This is a genomic window from Rhizohabitans arisaemae (assembly GCF_025996515.1).
Lineage (GTDB): Bacteria > Actinomycetota > Actinomycetes > Streptosporangiales > Streptosporangiaceae > Rhizohabitans > Rhizohabitans arisaemae.
Genome location: NZ_BLRH01000009.1, coordinates 805,662 through 825,712, shown reverse-complemented (window position 1 = coordinate 825,712; position 20,051 = coordinate 805,662). Strand labels below are relative to the sequence as shown.

Sequence of the window (20,051 nt, the reverse complement as noted above, 5' to 3'; positions counted from 1 at the left end):
CCCATGAAGGAGCTCACACACATGTCTACGTCGATACGGGCACAGTGCCGGGCCGTGGACCTCGGGTCCGTCCGGGTCGGCGCCGGACCGGCCGTGGTGATCGGGGGTCCGGTGGCCGGGTCCGACGCGTGCCGCCTCGGGCTCCGCGACCACCACGGCGGGGTCTCCGCGGCGGAGGCGATCGCCGAGCTGCGCTCGCGTTGGCCCGGGCCGCTCCTGGTCGAGCCGTTCTCCGCCGCCGACCTGCCCGCCGTGCGCGAGGCGGCCGACGGGGTGATCGTCGGCGCGGCGTGGATGCAGGACTTCCAGCTGGTCCGGGCCGTCGCCCGGCTCGGCCTGCCCGTGGTGGTGCAGCGCGGCCCGGGGGCGACCTTGGCGGAGTGGCTGGCGATCGCCGAGTACTGCGTGGCGGAGGGCAACGAGCAGGTGGTGCTCTGCGAGAGCGGGACCCGTACCCACCTGGGCGGGGTCAGCCTCGACCTCGCGCTGATGCGGGCCGCCAAGGAGCGTTCCGGCCGCCCGGTGATCGTGGATCTGGGCGGCGATCCCGCGCTGGCGGCGGCGGTCGTCGCGGCGGGCGCCGACGGGCTGATGCTCTCGGCCGACGCCGATGTGGCGGAGGCGTCGGAGGCGGTGACGGTCGTCGGGGCGCTGGTACGGCCGGAGGCCCCGGATTCGGTGGACGCGGCGCGGTCGGCCATCGACAAGGTGGACGCCGCGCTCGCGGTGCTCCTGGAGCGGCGGGCCGGGCTCGCGGGGGCGGTGCAGCGGCTCAAGCCGGTGGGCGGTTTCGCCGGGCGGGATCCGGCGCGGGAGCGCGCCCTCGTCGCCGCGATGGCCCGGCGGGCGCCGCGCCTGGGCGCCGGGCGTCTCGGCCGGGTGATGAAGGCCGTCATCGAGGCGGGCCTGGAGGTGTCGGAGGAGGAGCGTCGCGCGGGCGGCTGAGCCGGAAGTCAGGTCGTCGTGGTGTCGGCGGGCGGGAGGGGAACCGCGTCGGGTTCCCGCCCGGCGTCGGCGCCGCGGCGCCTCCGGCTCACCAGCCGCCAGCCGAGCGCGATGAGTCCCACGATGAGCGGCAGGGAGTAGAGCGCGACCCGTTGCGCCTCTTCGGCGAAGGCCATCAACGCGAGCACCAGGGTCAGGAAGCCGAGGGTGAGCCATCCGGTCACGGGGGAGCCGGGCATCCGGAACGCCGGGCGGTCCACCAGGCCGTGCCGGGCCCGCGCGTGCAGCCGCATCTGGCAGACGATCAGCGTGGCCCAGGTGGTGAGGACGCCGAGGGAGGCGACGGCGACCGCGATCTCGAAGGCCTGGGCGGGGATGAAGTAGTAGAGGATCACTCCGCCCAGGAAGACCACGCTGGTCAGCAGGATGCCGCCGACCGGCACCTGCCGGGAGCTCATGTAGGCGGTGGCGATGGGGGCCTCGCCCTTGAGCGCCATGCCGCGCAGGATCCGCCCGGTGGAGTAGAGACCGGAGTTGCAGGAGGACATGGCGGCGGTGAGGACGATCAGGTTCATCGCGTCCCCGGCGAGCGGCACCCCCAGGGCGGCGAAGAAGGTGACGAACGGGCTCTCTCCGGCGCTGTAGGCGGTCCAGGGCAGGACCATGCCCATGAGCAGCACGGAGCCGACATAGAAGATCGCGATCCTCCAGACGACCCCGTTCACGGCTTTGGGCAGGACCCGGTACGGGTCGCGGGTCTCGCCCGCCGCGATGCCGACGAGGTCGATGCCGGAGTAGGCGAACACCACCGCCTGGAGGCTGATGAGGACGACGCCGAAGCCGTGCGGGAGGAATCCGTCGTGGGCGACGAGGTTGGCGGCGGACGCCCCGTGCGTGCCGAGGATCACCAGAGTGAGCCCGGTCACCAGGAAGGTCACGATCGCCAGCACCTTGAGCAGGGCGAACCAGAACTCCAGTTCGCCGAAGAGCCGCACCGAGAGCAGGTTGACCACGAGGACCAGGCCGAGCGCGGTGAGGGCGGTGATCCACCGGGGGACGTCGGGGAACCACCGGTGCACGTAGGTGGCGATGGCCACAAGCTCGGCGACCCCGGTGGCGGCCCAGTTCACCCAGTACATCCAGCCGCTGGCGAAGCTCGCCCAGGGCCCGATGAACTCGTGCGCGTAGTCGACGAAGCTGCCCGAGGTGGGCCGGTGCATCACGAGTTCGCCGAGGGCCCGCATGACGAAGAAGGCGGCGACTCCGGCCAGCGCGTAGGAGAGCACGAGCCCGGGGCCCACGGCCTGCATCCGGCCGCCGGACCCGAGGAAGAGCCCGACGCCGATGGCGCCGCCGATGGCGATCATCCGGACCTGGCGTCCGGTCAGGACATGTGCGTACCCCGCGTTCTGGCTCACAACAGGTGACGTTAATATCACCGAACGTGGGAGACGCCGGGACACGCTGCCGATACCCTTGCCGATTGCCCGGTCGCCCGTTCGGCGACACCCTGGGAATGAGGGTTGAGGGTCCCGCTATCCGACATATCATTGCGATCTACAGCAAAAACCCCTGTAATAGCAGACTCCCGCATCACGCAGCGAGGAGCAGAAGTTGTCGGCGCACGAACTGCAGGACGCGATTCGTGACAAGCTGGTCGTCGAGTCCGCCACTCAGGACATCCGGCACGCGTTGACCTATGCTGAGCATCTGATCGGGTCGCAGACCTGGCAGGGCGCGCGGGCGGACCAGTGGGCGGGGGAGTGGAAGCGCAGGAGGCACGACCTGGAGAACCTCCTCGCCGAAACCCTCGCCGAGCTCAACGCCAGAATCCAACGCCTCTCCGCCGGTCCATGAGCGGAGACTTCGTCGGTGTCCGCCCCGACAACGTCGAAGAACTCGCCCGGCGGCTCCGCACCGTACTCGACACGCTGGAGACCCACGCCCCGCGGATCCGCAGGCTCTCCGAACAGTGGACCCAGACCGGACTCGCCCGGCTGACCGAACTGACCAGGGTCGCCGGGGACGACGCACGAGACATGACCCACCGGGCCCGGCTCGCCCGGGACCTGGAGCGGATGAGCGTCCCCGGTGGGACGAACCCCACCGGACCCGGGCAGCTCCCACCCGGATGGCAACTCGTCCAATGGGGTGCCGTCAGCGAAGGCGGGGCGCAGGGCCAGGTGGACGCGGCCCGGCTCAAAGCGGCGTTGAAAGGGGAGGACCCGGCGCTGCTCCGCGCCGAGCTCGCCGCGCTCGCCGTCACCGCCGGGCTGTACGGCGAAGACCACTCCTACCTCGCCTCCTTCTGGGCCACGATCGGCGCGGAAGCCCCGTCCGCGGTCACCGCCGTCGCCGAACCCGTCCCCGCGGCGGCGCCGGCGGCCGGCGGCGAGCCCGTACCGGCCCTCGGTTCCGGGGTCGCGCAGGCGGCCGCCGCGTTCGGCGCGTCCATGGCCGCCGCGTCCCGGCGCCGGCTCCTCGGCGACAAAGCCGTCCGCGCCATCGTGCACCCGCGCGAGGAAGACCGCTGGGCCGTCGGGATGCTGTTCAAGTACGGCGCGCACGGCTTCGAATGGGACGCGGAATTCCTCGCCGAGGCCGCGAGGTCGGTCCTGGACTGGCGGCGGGAAACCCCGGCGGCGCGGCGGCGGGACGTCGAACCCTGGCAGTACGCGCTCCGGCTCAACCCCGGGCGGGAAGGCTTCGCCGAGGCGCTGGTCTCCCCGGGCCTGGCGCGTTCGCTCGTCGAGTACGACCCCGTCCACGCCGTGCTCACCCGGGTGGCCGAGAACCCCGCCGCCTCCCGCGCGCTCCTGCGGGACCGCCGGTACGCCGACGACCTGGTCGACGACGACTGGTGGGTCACCTTCGAGGTGGGCGGGCGGAGCAGGCGGGTCGACGTCTCCGGCGACCCGGCCGGGATCCTGCTCGCGGGAGCCCGCGACGTCGAGGGATCCGAGGCGGCCCGGAACGTCTTCGACGCCGCGGTCGCGGCCGGGCGCGGGGAGCCGCCGCGCACCCCGCAGCCGGAGGTCACCCGGGCGCTCGGCGCGCTGGGCCGCACCTGGGCCGTGCCGCTGGCGCGGTCGGTCGCCGGAGACGACCGGGAGCCGGTCTTCCCGGGTACGGACGTCGTCCCCTTCCTGGAGCTGGTCGCGCGGGACGTCGCGGCCATGGCCGTGTTCCGGGCCGGTCTGGACGGCACGCTCGTGGCGCAGGCCAAGATCGCTCTCACCTGCGGGGAATCCTTGCTCCGGGAGCTTGGCGCCCTGAGCGGGCTGGTGGCCGCCGCCACCGCGGGCTACGACGGCGCCCGGCGCCGGGACCTCGCGGCGGGCCGGGCGCTCGCCGGCTACAACGTGCTGCTCGACTTCGGGCCGCAGACCGTCCCGGCGGAGGTGAACCCCGTCGCCGCCGTGGCCCTGGAATGGTGGTCCCTCGCCGGGGCGGGCACCGCCGTCCCACCGATGCGGGTCCCCGTCCGGGACGAGACCGAATGCCTGGCCAAACTGGACGACTTCCGGCTCCCCGTCGCGCAGGCCCTCACCGACCTCGTCGAGGAAGGCCGTCCCCAAGCCGTCCCACCCCTCCCCGCCCACCTGCGGGTCGAAGGCAGGGTCGTCCCGACCACCTCCGAACACTGGACCGCCTTCGACACCTGGCACTCCACCCTCCCCACCCTCTATCGCGACCTCCACAAAGTCCCGCGCGCCGCCTGGCTCGCGATCTTGGCCAACAAACCACAGCAGGGCTGACCGTACCCACCCGGATAGGCGTGGTCGGGGTGAGGACAACGGACGTGGGGACCGTGTTAGGTGAGGTCGCCGTTAAAGCCGGTGTTTTCTAACATTGACTGCGGGGTTCGTGCCGGACAAAAAGCGTCCGGCACGAACCCCGCACGCTTTCGCCCGCCGCAAAGAGCGCGGCGTGCGAAGAGCGGACTTAGCGCCTCGGGCACCTAAAATCCAGCCACGCTTACAACAAGAATGTGCAGGCAGACACCGTTTGGTACGGCCGGAGGCGGCGAAAATCCTCACCAGACGCCGCCGCGTTTCGAGCGCACACGTGCCCACCCCGGCAGCGACGATTCAGGTAATTGCTGAATCCAGTAAGCCTGAGGTTTCTTACGGGTTCCAGGTCATTGTTGTAAGCGTGGCTGGATCCTAGGTGCCCGAGGCGCTACGTCCGCACTTCTCGCGCTGCGAAAGTCATTCATTCCAGACGCTGCCGCGTTTCGAGCGTGCACGGCTTACCCTGGTAGCACCGATTCGGTTGATGGCTGAATCCAGTAGGCTTAAGGTTTCTTACGGGTTCCAGGTCATTGTTGTAAGCGTGGCTGGATCCTAGGTGCCCGACGCGCTACGTCCGCACTTCTCGCGCCGCGCTCTTTGCGGCGCGAGAATGCGCGCGGTGGTTCGTGCCGCGCGCTTTTTGTGCGGCACGAACCACCGCGGTCAATGTTAGAAAATACTGTTCCTGTAACCCGGACTTCTCTTAACGGGGTACCGCACGTCCGTTGTCGTCACCCGAACGGCTCCTTCCCGCCTCTCCCCACCAAATCCGGGTAACCCCGCTGGGCGGCCGGGATGCGGCTCCAGCCCGTACGGCTCCGGAGGTCAGGGTCTAGTTCCAGGGTTGGGGCCAGGGCTGGTCGTGGAAGCGGGGTGGCAGGTCGCGGTCGGGGCGGTGGAAGCGGGGCCGGGCGAGGTCGTCGCGGAATCGGCGGGCGCCCCGCCGTGTCCGTTGTTCGTCCCGCTCGGGGGAGGCCAGCACCTCCCCGGTCTCCGGGTCCCGTCGCACCTTCCGCTCCTTGTCCTTCTCCTCCAGGCCGGGGGTGACGCCGCCGCCGAACCGGGCGAGGTTGGGGCGGTGGAAGTAGGTCGGGTAGGTGCCCGCCAGCGCGCGGCGCATCGACTGGACCCAGATGGGGCCGGGCAGGCTCGCCCCCTGGACCTGGCCGAAGTAGGTGTCGCCGATCCGGGTGCCGGTCAGCGGGTACCGGTAGGGGCCGCGGATGTCGCCGACGCTGACCGCCGCCGCCAGGTCTGGGGTGTATCCGGCGAACCAGGCGGAGGTGTACCCGTTGTTGGTGCCGGTCTTGCCGGCGGCGGGCCGCCCGATGTCCTGCCCGCGCATGGTGCCTTCGGCGAAGACTCCGCGCAGCACGTGGCTGACCGCGTCGGCGACCTCGGGGTCGATGGCCTGCCGGCAGGTGGGGCTCACCGGGGTGCGGGTCCCGTCGAAGTCCGTGATCTCGGCGATGGCCAGCGGCTCGCAGTACCTGCCGCGTGCGGCGAAGGCGGCGAAGGACGCGGCCACGGTCACGGGGTCCATCTCGTTGACGCCGAGGGTGAAGGTGGGGACGGGGCGCAGGGGCCCGCCGTCGGCGCGCCTGACGCCGAGGGCCTCCGCCGTCTTCATCGTCGCGCAGAGCCCGACCTTGCGCTCCAGCATCATGTAGAAGATGTTGACCGATTCCCAGGTTCCGGTGGAGAGGCTGTACGGCCCGCCGCGGCCTTCTCCGGAGGCGTTGTAGATCTGCACGTCGGGCGCGTTGACCGGCCGCCCCGCGCAGTCCCGGTAGCCGGCGGAGGGGGTGAGCACCCCGGGGGTGTCGAAGCCCTGGTTGAACCGCCAGCCCTGGGCGAGCGCGGTGGCGAGGGTGAAGACCTTGAAGGTGGAGCCGGCTTGGAGGCCGACGCCGCCGCCGTGGGCCGCGTCGGCGGGGAGGTTGAAGTTGGTGTAGGGGCCGTTCTTCTTGTTTCCGGGGTTGCGGCCGAACAGTTTGCTGCCGGCCAGGGCCCGGATGTATCCGGTGCCGGGTTCGATCATGGCTTCCGCGGCGACCTCGGTGTCGGCGGGGCTGACCCGTTCGCGGATGGCGTGTTCGGCGGCGCGCTGGATCCGGGGCCGCAGGGTGGTGCGGATCACGATGCCGCCGCGGATCAGGCGCTTGGCCCGTTCCGCGGGGTCCTGGCCGAAGGCCGGGCTGTTGAGGATCTCCCGCTGGACGTATTCGCAGAAGTACGGGTGCCCGCTGTCCTCGCAGCTGGCGGGCTGGACGTTCAGCTGGAGCCGGAGCGGCCGGGCTTTGGCTTTGGCGGCTTCCTCGGGGGAGACCATCTTCAGTTCGGCCATCCGGTCGAGGACGACGTCGCGCCGCTCTTTGAGCCGGGCCCGGCTTTGCGGGCCGAGCGAGGGGTCGGTGTGGTGCGGTGACCGTACGGCTCCGGCGATGGTGGCCGCCTCGACGAGGGTGAGCTGCGCGGCGGTTTTGCCGAAGAAGCGTTTGGCCGCGGCCTGCACGCCGTAGGCGCCCGCCCCGAAGTAGGCGACGTTGAGGTAGCGTTCGAGGATCTCCTGTTTGGAGTACTTCTGCTCCAGCGCGAGCGCGTAACGGAGTTCGCTGATCTTCCTGCCGAGGTTGGGCGCCCGGGCCGCTTCCCGCTCCTTCTCGGTCTCGGCCGCCTCGACCAGGACGTTCTTGACGTACTGCTGGGTGAGCGAGGAGCCGCCCTGCCGGATTTCGCCCGCCTGGGCGTTGGTGATCACCGCCCGGATGGTCCCTTTGACATCGAGTCCGGCGTGTTCGAAGAAGCGCGAGTCCTCGATGGCGACGACGGCCTGCCGGGCCAGGGGGCTGATCCGGTCGAGCGGGACCGCCTCCCGGTTCTCGTAGTAGAACTGCGCGAACTGGGTTCCGGTCGCGTCCAGCAGCCGGGTCTTCTGCGGGAGCGGGCCTTCCCGCAGGGACGAGGGGAGGTTCCGGAATCCGTCGATGACGTCGCGGAGGGTGAAGCCGACGCCGCCGACCACGGGGAGGGCGATCCCCGCGGCGATGACTCCGGCGGCGACACCACCCACGGCGAGACGGCCCACGTTGGCCAGCACATGCTCCACGATCCCGACATTACGTCGGGGGCTCGCCGCCTTCCCGGAGGAGGACGCGGCCCGTCGGCAAAGCCTCGCCCAGGATTAGGCGACCGTTTCCCGCCGGATTTTCAGTCCGAGGGAGCTGAACTGCTCCAGGGGCCGGTGGTAACCGCGCTCGATGTGCTGGATGCCCCGGAGCGTGGAGGTGCCCTCGGCGGCGGCGGCGGCGAGCACGGCCGAGAAGCCGGCCCGCACGTCGGGCATGGTGACGTCGGCGCCGCGGAGTTTGGACACCCCGCGGACCACGGCCGAGTGCTTGGCGTTGGTGTCGTGGAAGCGGCAGGCGGGGCCGCCGAGGCAGACGTCGAAGACCTCGATCTCGCAGCCCATCTTCTGCAGCGCGGGCACGTACACGAGCCGGTTCTCAAACACCGTCTCGTGCAGCACCGACATCCCCTCGGCCTGGGTGAACAGCACCATGAGCGGGGTCTGCCAGTCGGTCATGAAGCCCGGGTGGGTGTCGGTCTGCACCGCGGCGGCGCGGAGCCCGTTCGGGGCGGAGGCGGTGAGCCAGTCGTCGGTGATCTCGAACTGGGCACCCATCCTGGCCAGGGTGGTGATCGCGGTGACGAGCCGGTCCTGGGGGCAGCCGTGCACGCGCACCTGCCCGCCGGTGATGAGACCGGCGACCAGGTAGGAGAAGGCCTCAAGCCGGTCGCCCGCCAGCCAGGTGGAAGCGCCGCGCAGCCGTTCGACCCCTTCGACCACGACCCTGCGGTCGGGGCTGAGTTCGATCCTGGCCCCCATGCGCTGCAGGAAGAGGGCGAGTTCCACCACCTCGGGCTCGGTCGCGGCGCCGCGGATCACCGTCTTGCCCTCGGCGAGCACCGCCGTCAGCAGCACGGTCTCGGTGGCCCCGACGCTCGGGTAGGGCAGGTCGATCCGGGTGCCCCGGAGCTTGGCCGCCTTGGCGTGGATGCCGTCGTCGCCGATGTGGACCTCGGCGCCCATCGACCGCAGGGCCTCGACGTGGAAGTCGATCGGGCGGTGGCCGATGGGGTCGCCGCCGACCAGCGGGACGAACGCCTCGCCGGCGAGGTGGAGCAGCGGGCCGAGCATGAGGATGGGGATGCGGTTGAGCCCGGTGAAGGCGTGGGGTACCCGTGGCTCCACGTGGGTGCCGGGGGCGACCGTGATCTCCCCGTGCCCGGTCTCGACCTCGAAGCCGAGGGACCTGAGCATCGCCGCGGTGATGCCGACGTCGCCGACGTCGGGGGCGTTCTGAATCGTGCTCGTGTCGACGCCGAGCATCGCCGCGACCATGTGCTTGGTCACGGCGTTCTTCGATCCACGGACCTCGACGTCGCCGCGGAGACGTCCGGACGGTTCGATCTGCCACACCTGATCGGTCACGATGTCACAGCATAGGAGATGCCACCCGAGGCGCCCCTTTCCGGGACCTCGGGTTCTTATTCCGGCTTGACATAGTGCATGGCGTAATGGGGAGATGCAGGCCATGGCCCCATTCCCGACTGAAGCGGTATGACTCATGTACTCCAGTGCTGGTTTCGTTGGCATGGGTAAGGTCGGGTGATGGGCTGGATCCGGCCGGTACGGGCCTTCGCCGTCACCCTGGCCGTGCTCGCGCTCTCCGGGGTGGCCGCCGGGCTGCTCTGGGGGGTGGTCGCCCCGCGTGTGTCGTACGTGGTGACCGCGAGCGGGCCGCGGCTGGCCGACCCCACCACCCAGGACATCATCGCCGGAGACGGCTGGTTCGCCGTGGTCACCGGGGCGGCCGGGCTGGTCAGCGGGGTCGTCGGTTATCTGCTCGGGCGCGGTCGCCCGGTGGCGGTGCTGCTCGGGCTGGCGGCGGGCGGGCTGCTCGGCGCCTTCGTCGCGTTCCAGGTCGGCGGGATGATCGACGCCGAGCCGGTGGCGCTGACCCTGCGGGCCACCGGGGTGCTCTTCGCCTGGCCGTTGATCGCGGTCGCGGTGTTCGGCCTGATCGAGGGGTCCTACGCGTACCGCGACACCCCCTGGCGCAGGCCGTACGCCGGCCTGGACCCCCAGACGCCGCTTCCCGACCGCCTCCCGGGGCGGGACGGCCGCGCGACCCCGTGAGGCACCGCCCGCCGCGGGCCGTACGGGGTCAGTCGGTCCGGGAGATCCGGGCGGTCTTGGCCTGGGTGAGGCGGATCAGCTCGGCCGGGGGCAGCTCGATCTGCAGGCCGCGGCGCCCCGCCGAGCAGTAGACGGCGGCGAAGTCCAGCGCCGACTCGTCGACCACCGTGGGCAGGCGTTTGCGCTGGCCGAGAGGGCTGATCCCGCCGACCACGTAGCCGGTCGCCCGCTCCACCACGGGGGCCTCGGCCATCGCGGCGCGTTTGCCGCCGAGCGCCGCGGCGAACGCCTTGAGGTCCAGCTTGCCGGCGACGGGGACGACGGCGACCGCCAGCGCGCCGTCGACGGCGGCCACCAGGGTCTTGAAGATCTGCTCCCGGGGCACGCCGAGCGCGGCGGCGGCCTCGTCCCCGTAGTTGGACGCCCCCGCGTCGTGCTCGTACGGGTGCAGGGTGAAGGTGGATTTGGCCTTGGTCAGCGCGACCGTGGCCGGTGTGCCCTTGCTCAATTGGGGTTGACCCCTCCGGTCGGGAAGTCCGTCACTGGAACAGACCGTAGCGACCCGAGCAACCGGATTTCCCGGTTGAGCAGCCCGAGTTCGGCGGCGAGGCGGGTGGCCGCGTCCTCCGCGGCGAGGAGCCGCTGCTTGACCCCCCGGTCCGCGACGAGCCCGGCGGCGACGAGGTAGGAGAGTTCGACCGGGTCGTGCGGGAGGTCGCCGGGGACGAGCGCGGACGCCGGGCCCGCGTCCGGCGCGGCGGCGAGCATGAGGCCGTGGTAGCGGGCGAAGGCCTCGACGACCTCGCGCACCAGGCTCGCCGAGACGTCGCCCGGATTCTCCGGCAGCCGGGTGACCCGCCCGGTCGGGTACGGCGTGCCGTGGTCGACGGAGTCGAGGCGGAAGCGGTCCCGGCCCACGGTGATCAGGTGGTATCGCCCGCCGGGGAGCTCGGTGACCTCGTGGACCTGCGCGGTGCATCCGACGGCGGCGAGTTCCCGGGCGGCTCCGGCGCCGACCTCGTGTCCCTCGACGATGGCGACGACGCCGAAGAACGGCTCGCCTTCGAGCAGGTCGCGGACGAGCAGCCGGTATCGCTCCTCGAAGACGTGCAGGGGGAGGGGCACCCCGGGGAACAGGACCGTCCCCAGGGGGAACAGGGGCAACCGCTCGCTCACGACCTCCAGCCTATCCGTGTCCCCCGTTCCCTGGCGGAATTGCATGATCTACAATGTAAAGCGTGGAACCGGACTACCGATACACCCTCGCCAACGAGCGGACCTTCCTGGCCTGGATCCGGACGTCCCTGGGGCTGCTCGCCGCCGGCGTCGCCGTGGACCGGCTCATCACCGACCTCCCCGGCGGGCTCCGGGTGGCGGGCGGCCTGCTGCTGGTGGCGGCCGCGATCGCCTCCTCGGTCGCGGGGTTCCTGCGCTGGCGCCGGGTCCAGCGGCGGATGCGCCTCGGTCAGCCGCTGGGGGAGTCGCCCGCCGTTCCGATGATGATGGTGCTGATCGTGGTACTCGCCGTCCTCGTGACTTTAATGATCTTTTTGGTGAGTTGACGGTCCGCATGATGGACTTGGCGGGCGATGGTCTGTGTGGCTCCGTAGACTGATGGGGTGATTTCCCGTATCGACCTGCGCGGAGGCCTTCCGGAGGATCTGCGCGACGTGCTGCCCCGTGCCGAGCTCGACGTCGAGGCCGCCTTGGAGAAGGTGCGCCCGATCTGCGAGGACGTCCGCCATCGCGGCGCCGACGCCGTACGGGAGCTGACCGCGCGCTTCGACGGGGTCGACCTGGAGTCCGCCCGGGTGCCGCCCGCCCGGATCGCCGAGGCCCTGGAGAACCTGGACCCCGTCGTCCGCGCGGCGCTGGAGGAGTCGATCCGCCGGGCCCGCCTGGTCCACCGGGACCAGCGGCGCGCCGACATCGTCACCGAGGTCGTCCCCGGCGGCCGGGTCGTCGAGCGGTTCACGCCCGTGGGCCGGGTGGGTCTGTACGCGCCCGGCGGGCTCGCCGTCTACCCGTCCAGCGTCGTGATGAACGTGGTGCCCGCCCAGGAGGCCGGGGTGCCCTCCCTCGCGGTGGCCTCGCCGCCGCAGCGGGAGTTCGGGGGATCCCCGCATCCGTCCATCCTGGCCGCCTGCGCGCTGCTCGGCGTGGACGAGGTGTACGCGGTGGGCGGAGCCCAGGCCGTCGCCATGTTCGCCTACGGGACGCGGGACTGCCGCCCCGTCAACATGGTCACCGGTCCCGGCAACATCTGGGTGGCCGCCGCCAAGCGGCTGCTCAAGGGGCGGATCGGCATCGACGCCGAGGCCGGGCCCACCGAGATCATGGTCATCGCCGACGACACCGCCGACCCGGTCCACGTGGCCGCGGACCTGATCAGCCAGGCCGAGCACGACACCCTCGCGGCGGCCGTGCTGGTCACCGAGTCACCCACCCTCGCCGAGGCGGTGGAGCGGGAGCTCGCCCGCCAGGTGGAGGAGACCAAGCACCGGGAGCGGGTCGCCGAGGCGCTCGCCGGACGGCAGTCCGGGATCGTGCTGGTGGCCTCGGCCGAGGACGCCCTGGCCGTGGCCGACGCCTACGGCGCCGAGCACCTGGAGATCCAGACCGCGGACGCCCACTCCCTGGCGGCGCGGGTCCGCAACGCCGGTGCGATCTTCATCGGGCCGCACGCCCCGGTCTCCCTCGGCGACTACCTCGCCGGGTCCAACCACGTGCTGCCGACCGGCGGCTGCGCCTGCCACTCCGCGGGCCTGTCGACGGCGACCTTCCTGCGCGGGATCCACGTGGTGGACTACACGCGGGAGGCGCTGCGCGAGGCGGAGCCGCACGTGAGCGCCCTCGCCGACGCCGAGGACCTCCCGGCGCACGGCGCCGCGGTCCGCGCCCGGTTCTCCGGCGGACGGAGCTGAGCCCGTGACATTCGACGATCTGCCGATCCGCGAGGACCTGCGCGGGCTCACGCCGTACGGGGCGCCGCAGCTCGACGTGCCCGTGCAGCTGAACACCAACGAGAACCCGTACCCGCCCCCGGACGCCCTCGTGGCGGACCTGGCGGACGCGGTCCGGCGGGTGACCGGGACGCTCAACCGCTACCCCGACCGGGACGCGGTGGAGCTCCGCAAGGATCTCGCCGCCTACCTCGGGCACGGGCTCGGCGCCGACCAGGTCTGGGCGGCCAACGGCTCCAACGAGGTCCTCCAGCAGATCCTGCAGGCGTTCGGCGGCCCGGGGCGCACCGCGCTGGGCTTCGAACCGTCCTACTCGATGCACCCGATCATCACCTCGGGCACGTCCACCCGGTGGATCGCCGGGGCGCGCGACGACGACTTCGGGATCGACCCGGCGCGAGCCGTCCAGGCCGTACGGGAGCATCGTCCCGACGTGGTCTTCCTGACCTCGCCCAACAACCCCACCGGCACGGCGCTGCCGCTTGAGGTGATCCGGGCGGTGCTGGACGCGGCGCCGGGGATGGTCGTGGTGGACGAGGCGTACGCCGAGTTCGCCCGGACCGGGACCCCGAGCGCGCTCTCGCTGCTGCCCCGATCCCCACGGCTGATCGTCACCCGGACCATGTCCAAGGCGTTCGCGATGGCCGGGACGCGGCTGGGCTACCTGGCGGCCGACCCGGCGGTGGTCGACGCGCTGCTGCTGGTGCGCCTGCCGTACCATCTGTCGACGCTCACCCAGGAGGCCGCGCGGGTGGCCCTCGCGCACCGGGAGGCGCTGCTCGGCACGGTGGACACGCTGCGCGCCGAACGGGACGCGACGGTGGAGTGGCTCCGCGGGCGCGGGCTCACGGTGGCCGACTCCGACGCGAACTTCGTGTTCTTCGGGCGGTTCGTGGAGAAGGCGACCGGTCCTGGGGAGGTCGCCGTCGACCGGCGGACGCTCTGGCAGGGAATACTCGACCGGGGGGTGCTGATCCGCGAGGTCGGCCCGCCGGAATGGCTGCGCGTCTCGATCGGGACCTCGGCGGAGATGGCGGCCTTCCGGTCCGCGCTCGCCGAGGCGATGCCGTGATCGGGGCGATCCGGGCGGAGGGTCCGCGCGGGAAGTGGAGGGTGTGGCGATGAGTCGCGTCGGCAGGATCGAGCGGGAGACCAAGGAGACGTCCGTTCTGGTCGAGGTGGACCTCGACGGGACCGGGCGGGTGGACGTGTCGACCGGGGTCGGCTTCTACGACCACATGCTGGCCCAGCTGGGCAAACACGGCCTGTTCGACCTCACGGTGAAGACCGACGGCGACCTGCACATCGACTCCCACCACACGATCGAGGACACCGCGCTCGCCCTCGGCGCCGCGTTCCGGCAGGCGCTCGGCGACAAGGCGGGCATCCGGCGGTTCGCGCAGGCGTTCGTCCCGCTCGACGAGGCGCTCGCCCAGGTCACCGTGGACCTGTCCGGCCGTCCGTACCTGGTGCACAGTGAGCCCGAGGGCATGGCCCCCATGATCGGGCCCGAGTACGACACCACGCTCACCCGGCACATCCTGGAGTCCTTCGTCGCCCAGGCGGCGATCTGCCTCCACGTGCACGTGCCGTACGGGCGCAACGCCCACCACATCGTGGAGGCCCAGTTCAAGGCGCTGGCCCGGGCCCTGCGGGACGCGTGCGCGCACGACCCGCGCGCCGCCGGGGTCATCCCCAGTACCAAGGGCGTGCTCTAGATGTCCGACAACTGGTCGGCGATCGCCCTGGTGGGGGTCGGTCTCTTCCTCCTCGGCGGGGTCTTCTCGTTCTACAAGCAGGGGCTGAAGCTGTGGTCGGCCGTGCTGCTCGCCGGGGCCGTCATGTCGATCTGGGCGGGGGTGCTTCGGTGGTGAGCGGTCGGCGGATCGTCGTACTGGACTACGGTTCGGGCAACCTGCGGTCCGCGGAGCGGGCGCTCGCCCGGGTGGGCGCGGAGGTCACCGTGACCTCCGACATGGAGACGGCGTTGAACGCCGACGGCCTGGTCGTCCCGGGAGTGGGGGCCTTCGCCGCGTGCATGGCCGGGCTGCGCGCGGTCCACGGGGACCGGATCGTGGCCCGGCGGCTGGCCGGCGGGCGGCCGGTCCTCGGCATCTGCGTGGGGATGCAGATCCTCTTCGAGAAGGGGGTCGAGCACGGCGTGCACACCGAAGGCTGCGGCGAGTGGCCCGGCACGGTGGAGCGCCTGCACGCGCCGATCCTCCCGCACATGGGGTGGAACACGGTCAAGGCGCCCGAGGGGTCCGCGCTCTTCGCCGGGATCGACCCGGGCACCCGCTACTACTTCGTGCATTCGTACGGCGTGCGCCGCTGGGAACTGGAGCCGGGCCCCGGGTTCACGCCCCCGCTGGTCACCTGGGCCGAGCACGGCGAGGAGTTCGTGGCCGCGGTGGAGAACGGGCCACTCTGGGCCACGCAGTTCCACCCGGAGAAGTCGGGGGACGCGGGTGCCGCGCTGCTGAAAAACTGGCTGGCGACTTGTACGGGCTAGTCGCGCGTCGTCCGGAATCGCCCAGGTGAAACCGTGTTGATCGGTCGCTTGACGGGGGCATATGTGTTGACTGGGCCCATGGTGGGACCATCTGTCAACAGGAGTCCGGGGGTAGCCCGATGAGCGATAATGAGTAAGGAACGCGCCCGGCGTCGCGCCGAGCGCGAGGAGGCTCAGGCAGTGGCGGCGCTGGCCCGGGCCGAGCATCAGGCCAAGCTCGAACGCTGGCGCCGCAGACGCGCCCGGCTCGCCGAGGCGGTGCCGCGCCCGGTCCGGGTCGCCCGGCAGGGCGGCATCATCGCCCGGCGGCGCAGGGCGCAGAACGCCGGGATGTTCATACTCTTCGTGCTGGTCCAGATTCTGGGCTGGCTGCTGCTGGAGGGGTGGGCGGCGCGGGCCGGGCTGTTCATGCTCTCCGTGCTGCTGGTCCCCGTACTCGTCACCGTACTGTTCGACCGGAGGTCGTAAGAGATGTCGCTTGAGCTGCTGCCCGCCGTGGACGTCGCGGGCGGTCAGGCCGTGCGCCTGGTCCAAGGCGAGGCCGGCACCGAGACCGGGTACGGCGACCCGCTCGCCGCCGCGCTCGCCTGGCAGGAGGACGGGGCGGAGTGGATCCACCTCGTCGACCTGGACGCCGCCTTCGGCCGTGGCTCCAACCGCGACCTGCTCGCCGAGGTGGTCGGCAAGCTTGACGTCAAGGTGGAGATGTCCGGCGGGATCAGGGACGACGCCTCCCTGGCCGCGGCCCTGGCCACCGGCTGCGCCCGGGTCAACATCGGCACCGCGGCGCTGGAGAACCCGGACTGGGTGGCGCGGATCGTCGCCGAGCACGGTGAGCGGATCGCGGTCGGCCTGGACGTGCGGGGGACCGTCCTGGCGGCCCGCGGCTGGACGCAGGAGGGCGGGGACCTCTGGGAGGTGCTGGACCGGCTGGAGATCGCCGGCTGCCCGCGCTACGTCGTCACCGACGTCACCAAGGACGGCACGCTGCGCGGGCCCAACCTGGACCTGCTCCGCGACGTGTGCGCCCGCACCGACAAGCCGGTGGTCGCCTCCGGCGGGGTCTCCTCGCTGGACGACCTCCGGGCGATCGCGACGATGGTGCCGCTCGGGGTCGAGGGCGCCATCGTCGGCAAGGCGCTGTACGCGCAGGCGTTCACCCTGCGTGAGGCGCTGGCGGCGGTGAGCGGGCCGTGAGCGTCGCCGTACGGGTGATCCCGTGCCTGGACGTCGACGCCGGGCGGGTGGTGAAGGGGGTCAACTTCCTGGACCTGCGCGACGCCGGGGATCCGGTGGAGCTGGCCGGCCGCTACGACGCCGAAGGCGCCGATGAGCTGATATTTCTGGATATCACGGCGTCGAGTGGCGGGCGGGAGACCATGCACGACGTGGTCCGGCGGACCGCGGAGCAGGTCTTCATCCCGCTCACCGTCGGCGGCGGGGTCCGCGCCGTCGACGACATCGACCGCCTGCTCCGCGCCGGCGCCGACAAGGTCTCCCTGAACACCGCGGCGATCAACTCGCCCGAACTGCTGTCGCAGGCCTCCCGGCGGTTCGGGGCCCAGTGCGTCGTGCTCTCCGTCGACGCCAGGAGGGCCGAGGGCACCCCCTCCGGCTACGAGGTGACCACCCACGGCGGCCGGCGGGGCACCGGCATCGACGCCGTGGAATGGGCCGCCCGGGGCGAGGAGCTCGGTGTGGGCGAGATCCTGCTCAACTCCATGGACGGCGACGGCACCCGCGAGGGCTTCGATCTGGAGATGATCCGGGACGTCCGCGCCGCGGTGAGCGTCCCGGTCATCGCCAGCGGAGGCGCCGGCGCCCTCGATCACTTTCCCCCGGCCGTGGACGCCGGAGCCGACGCCGTCCTCGCCGCGAGCGTCTTCCACTTCGGCGCCCTCACCATCGGCGACGTGAAGGACACCCTGGCCGCGGCCGGTCATCCGGTACGGCGCTGAGGGCCGCCTGCCGGCCGTACCGCGATCTCGGGGTCACATCCCCAGCGACGCGGCGTTGAGGAGGGCGATCGAGGTTTCGTCGCCGTGCAGGGCCACCCGGGCGTGGGCCTGGCGGCCGAAGGCGTAGAGGAGGAGCTCGGCGGGGTCGCCGGTGACGACCACGTGGGGTTCGGCCTTCCTGGCGCCGACGAGGTCGCCTTCGGGGCGGCGCAGGACCACGCCCACCGGGGCTTTGCGGAAGCACAGGCGGGCCATCCGGCGGAGCCGGGCCCACAGGTCGTCCTGGACGGCGGCGGGCAGGTCGCGGGGTTCCCAGGCGGGCTGGGCCCGCCGCACGTCCTCGTGGTGGACGAAGAGCTCCACCGCGTTCACGGCGGCGTCGACCGGCGGGATGGCGTACGGCGACCACGCGGGTGGGCCCTGGCGCACGAGGTCCACCAGCTCAGGGTAGGGGCGCCCGTTCTTCAACCCGGTCTGGACCGATTCGGTGTAGCGGGCGAGGGGCTTGAGGATGATCCCCCCGGCGGCGTCCGGGCGGCGCTCCCGCAGGACGAGGTGGGCCGTCAGGTCGGCGGTGGTCCAGTCCCCGCAGAGGGTGGGGGCGTCGGGGCCCGCTCGATCCAGGGTTGCGCATATCGCGGCACGTTCCGCGCGGACATTGCTCACCTTTCGCATACTAACTAGGGCTTCAGGTGGGTTCTTCGGTGGGCAGATTGGCCGCATCGGCGGAATAAAACTGGGTGACACGGATGATAGGGAGATAGGAGTCATCCCCCTCGAAAGGAACCCTCCGCGTGCCGACGAAGGTCACCCCCGCCGTGATGAGCCAGGGGCTCCGAGTGATCGGAGTGGCCATCAGAGCAGAAAAGTCGGTCTTCACCGGAGCGGTCCTCGCCAGCGCCGTCTACGGCGTGATGACCGTCGGATCGGCCTGGGCCGTCGGCTGGGCGACGGAACACGCCATCCTTCCCGCGTTCCGGGACGGGCGGACCACCGCCGGGACGCTCACCGCCGCCGCGCTGCTCATCGTCGGCGTCGCGGTGCTGCGCGCCTTGGGGGTGATCGGGCGGCGGATCCTCGCCGGCGTCATGCAGTACCGGATGCAGGCGTGGTCCCGGCGGGAGGTGACCGGGCAGTATCTCAGGCTTCCGCTCTCCTGGCACCACCGGCATCCGACCGGGCAGCTGCTGTCGAACGCCAGCGCCGACGCGGAGGCCGCCTGGGCGCCGCTCGCCCCGCTCCCCATGGCGGTGGGCGTGATCGTCATGCTGGTCACCGCGGCCGTCGCGATGGTGATCACAGACCCGGTGCTCGCGCTCGTCGGCTTCCTCGTCTTCCCGGCCATCGCCGTGCTCAATCTGATCTACCAACGCAAGCTCTCACCCCTGGTCACCCAGGCGCAGCAGCTCAGGGCCGAGGTCAGCGAGATCGCCCACGAGAGCTTCGACGGCGCGCTCGTCGTCAAGGCCCTCGGCCGCGAGGAGGTCGAGACCGGGCGGTTCGCCGCCGCGGCCGGGGCGCTGCGGGACGCCAACGTCGCCGCCGGCCGGATCCGCGGCCTGTTCGACCCGCTGCTGGAGGCCGTCCCCACCCTGGGCGTGCTGGCGGTCCTGCTGGTCGGTTCGGCCCGGCTCGGCTCGGGCGCCGTCACCGCGGGACAGCTCATCGAGGTCGCCTTCCTCTTCACCATGCTCGCCTTCCCGATCCGCGCCCTCGGCTGGGTCCTCGCCGAGCTGCCGCGGAGCGTCGTCGGCTGGACGCGGATCGGCGAGGTGCTCACCGCCACCGGATCCCAGGAGTACGGCGACGTGCGGCTCTCGCCGGAGGGCCCCGCCCGGGTCGAGGTCCGGGGGGTCGGGTACGCCTACAACGACGACGACCGCATCCTGCACGACGTCGACCTCGACCTCGCCCCCGGCCGTACCGTCGCCCTGGTCGGGCCCACCGGGTCCGGCAAGTCCACGCTGATCCAGCTGCTCGTCCGGCTCACCGACCCCGCGGCGGGGACGGTCGCCCTGGACGGGGTCGACCTCCGCCGGATCGCGGCGGACGGGATCAGCCGGGTCGCCGCCCTCGTCCCGCAGCAGAGCTTCCTCTTCGACGACAGCGTGCGCGGCAACGTCACCCTGGGCCTTTCCATCCCCGACGAGGACATCTGGGCGGCGCTCCGGCTCGCCCAGGCCGAGGGCTTCGTCAGCGCCCTCCCCGACGGCCTGTCCACCAAGGTCGGCGAGCGGGGCGCCACGCTCTCCGGCGGTCAGCGGCAGCGTCTCGCCCTCGCCAGGGCGCTGGTCAGGCGGCCCCGGCTGCTCATCCTGGACGACGCCACCTCCAGCGTGGACCCGCAGGTGGAGGCGCGGATCCTCGCCGGTCTGCGCGAGTCCTTCGACGAGGGCGGCGGGGCGACGGTGCTCGTGGTGGCGTACCGGATGGCCACCATCGCCCTCGCCGACGAGATCGTCTACATCGAGCGGGGCCGGATCCTGGACCGGGGCACCCACCCGGAGCTGCTGGACCGCTGCGCGGGTTACGCCAACCTGGTGACGGCCTACGAGCGGCAGGAGGCGGAGCGGCGGGCCGTGGCGGGGAACGGGCTCGTGGTCGACCTGGACGAACTCGACGAAGAGGTGACCGCGTGAGCGGTCCGGCCGTTACCCACACGAGGATGGTGCACCG

20 protein-coding genes are annotated in these 20,051 nt (G+C 71.9%); 14 read left to right on the top strand and 6 right to left on the bottom strand.

What is annotated here, in order from left to right; genetic code table 11:
• The first annotated feature begins 21 nt into the window (after window positions 1-21).
• Window positions 22-945: a chorismate mutase gene (locus tag RUR_RS36700; protein WP_346349013.1), complete on the top strand. Its 924-nt coding sequence runs from the start codon at window positions 22-24 to the stop codon at window positions 943-945.
• Between the two features lie 8 nt (window positions 946-953).
• Here RUR_RS36700 and RUR_RS04480 read toward each other — a convergent pair whose 3' ends face one another.
• A complete protein-coding gene (locus RUR_RS04480; RefSeq protein WP_283133563.1) occupies window positions 954-2,363 on the bottom strand; it encodes an amino acid permease in 1,410 nt (469 codons plus the stop codon).
• 196 nt (window positions 2,364-2,559) lie between these two features.
• Between RUR_RS04480 and RUR_RS04475 the strand changes: the two genes are divergently transcribed.
• Window positions 2,560-2,802: a hypothetical protein gene (locus RUR_RS04475; protein WP_283133562.1), complete on the top strand. Its 243-nt coding sequence runs from the start codon at window positions 2,560-2,562 to the stop codon at window positions 2,800-2,802.
• Window positions 2,799-4,703, top strand: coding sequence for a hypothetical protein (locus tag RUR_RS04470; protein ID WP_283133561.1), 1,905 nt, complete (start codon window positions 2,799-2,801; stop codon window positions 4,701-4,703). Before RUR_RS04475 ends, RUR_RS04470 begins: the two co-directional genes overlap by 4 nt.
• A gap of 868 nt (window positions 4,704-5,571) precedes the next feature.
• On the opposite strand, the gene RUR_RS04465 is transcribed toward RUR_RS04470, so the two are convergent.
• Complete coding sequence (locus RUR_RS04465; RefSeq protein WP_283133560.1) at window positions 5,572-7,848, bottom strand: transglycosylase domain-containing protein; 2,277 nt, start codon at window positions 7,846-7,848, stop codon at window positions 5,572-5,574.
• A 75-nt stretch (window positions 7,849-7,923) separates the two neighbouring features.
• Complete coding sequence (murA, locus tag RUR_RS04460) at window positions 7,924-9,234, bottom strand: UDP-N-acetylglucosamine 1-carboxyvinyltransferase (protein ID WP_283133559.1); 1,311 nt, start codon at window positions 9,232-9,234, stop codon at window positions 7,924-7,926.
• Between the two features lie 180 nt (window positions 9,235-9,414).
• Between murA and RUR_RS04455 the strand changes: the two genes are divergently transcribed.
• Window positions 9,415-9,942, top strand: coding sequence for a hypothetical protein (locus RUR_RS04455; protein ID WP_283133558.1), 528 nt, complete (start codon window positions 9,415-9,417; stop codon window positions 9,940-9,942).
• A 28-nt stretch (window positions 9,943-9,970) separates the two neighbouring features.
• Here RUR_RS04455 and ybaK read toward each other — a convergent pair whose 3' ends face one another.
• Together ybaK and RUR_RS04445 are read right to left on the bottom strand one after the other, a co-directional pair.
• Entirely contained in the window at window positions 9,971-10,450 is a 480-nt protein-coding gene (gene ybaK, locus RUR_RS04450) for a Cys-tRNA(Pro) deacylase (RefSeq protein WP_283133557.1), read from the bottom strand.
• Window positions 10,447-11,118, bottom strand: a complete 672-nt coding sequence (locus RUR_RS04445) for an LON peptidase substrate-binding domain-containing protein (RefSeq protein WP_283133556.1) — start codon at window positions 11,116-11,118, stop codon at window positions 10,447-10,449. Before RUR_RS04445 ends, ybaK begins: the two co-directional genes overlap by 4 nt.
• Window positions 11,119-11,180: 62 nt before the next feature.
• Between RUR_RS04445 and RUR_RS04440 the strand changes: the two genes are divergently transcribed.
• From RUR_RS04440 to hisF, 9 genes are all read left to right on the top strand, one after another.
• Entirely contained in the window at window positions 11,181-11,504 is a 324-nt protein-coding gene (locus RUR_RS04440) for a YidH family protein (RefSeq protein ID WP_283133555.1), read from the top strand.
• A gap of 57 nt (window positions 11,505-11,561) precedes the next feature.
• A complete protein-coding gene (gene hisD, locus RUR_RS04435; protein ID WP_283133554.1) occupies window positions 11,562-12,866 on the top strand; it encodes a histidinol dehydrogenase in 1,305 nt (434 codons plus the stop codon).
• A 4-nt stretch (window positions 12,867-12,870) separates the two neighbouring features.
• Complete coding sequence (locus tag RUR_RS04430) at window positions 12,871-13,977, top strand: histidinol-phosphate transaminase (RefSeq protein ID WP_283133553.1); 1,107 nt, start codon at window positions 12,871-12,873, stop codon at window positions 13,975-13,977.
• 49 nt (window positions 13,978-14,026) lie between these two features.
• A complete protein-coding gene (gene hisB, locus RUR_RS04425) occupies window positions 14,027-14,623 on the top strand; it encodes an imidazoleglycerol-phosphate dehydratase HisB (protein ID WP_283133552.1) in 597 nt (198 codons plus the stop codon).
• Entirely contained in the window at window positions 14,624-14,779 is a 156-nt protein-coding gene (locus tag RUR_RS04420) for a hypothetical protein (RefSeq protein WP_283133551.1), read from the top strand.
• Window positions 14,776-15,417 (top strand): imidazole glycerol phosphate synthase subunit HisH, encoded by a 642-nt coding sequence (gene hisH / locus RUR_RS04415; RefSeq protein WP_428846958.1) that lies wholly within the window; start codon window positions 14,776-14,778, stop codon window positions 15,415-15,417. Before RUR_RS04420 ends, hisH begins: the two co-directional genes overlap by 4 nt.
• Window positions 15,418-15,546: 129 nt before the next feature.
• Entirely contained in the window at window positions 15,547-15,885 is a 339-nt protein-coding gene (locus tag RUR_RS04410) for a hypothetical protein (RefSeq protein WP_283133549.1), read from the top strand.
• Window positions 15,886-15,888: 3 nt separating this feature from the next.
• Window positions 15,889-16,614, top strand: a complete 726-nt coding sequence (priA, locus tag RUR_RS04405; protein WP_283133548.1) for a bifunctional 1-(5-phosphoribosyl)-5-((5-phosphoribosylamino)methylideneamino)imidazole-4-carboxamide isomerase/phosphoribosylanthranilate isomerase PriA — start codon at window positions 15,889-15,891, stop codon at window positions 16,612-16,614.
• Complete coding sequence (gene hisF, locus RUR_RS04400) at window positions 16,611-17,375, top strand: imidazole glycerol phosphate synthase subunit HisF (protein ID WP_283133547.1); 765 nt, start codon at window positions 16,611-16,613, stop codon at window positions 17,373-17,375. The genes priA and hisF overlap by 4 nt, the downstream gene beginning before the upstream one ends.
• A gap of 33 nt (window positions 17,376-17,408) precedes the next feature.
• Here the strand turns inward: hisF and RUR_RS04395 are convergent, their stop codons facing one another.
• Window positions 17,409-18,050, bottom strand: a complete 642-nt coding sequence (locus RUR_RS04395; RefSeq protein ID WP_283133546.1) for a TIGR03085 family metal-binding protein — start codon at window positions 18,048-18,050, stop codon at window positions 17,409-17,411.
• Window positions 18,051-18,196: 146 nt separating this feature from the next.
• On the opposite strand from RUR_RS04395, the gene RUR_RS04390 reads away from it, so the two are divergent.
• Window positions 18,197-20,014, top strand: a complete 1,818-nt coding sequence (locus RUR_RS04390) for an ABC transporter ATP-binding protein (protein ID WP_283134009.1) — start codon at window positions 18,197-18,199, stop codon at window positions 20,012-20,014.
• Window positions 20,015-20,051 lie beyond the last annotated feature (37 nt).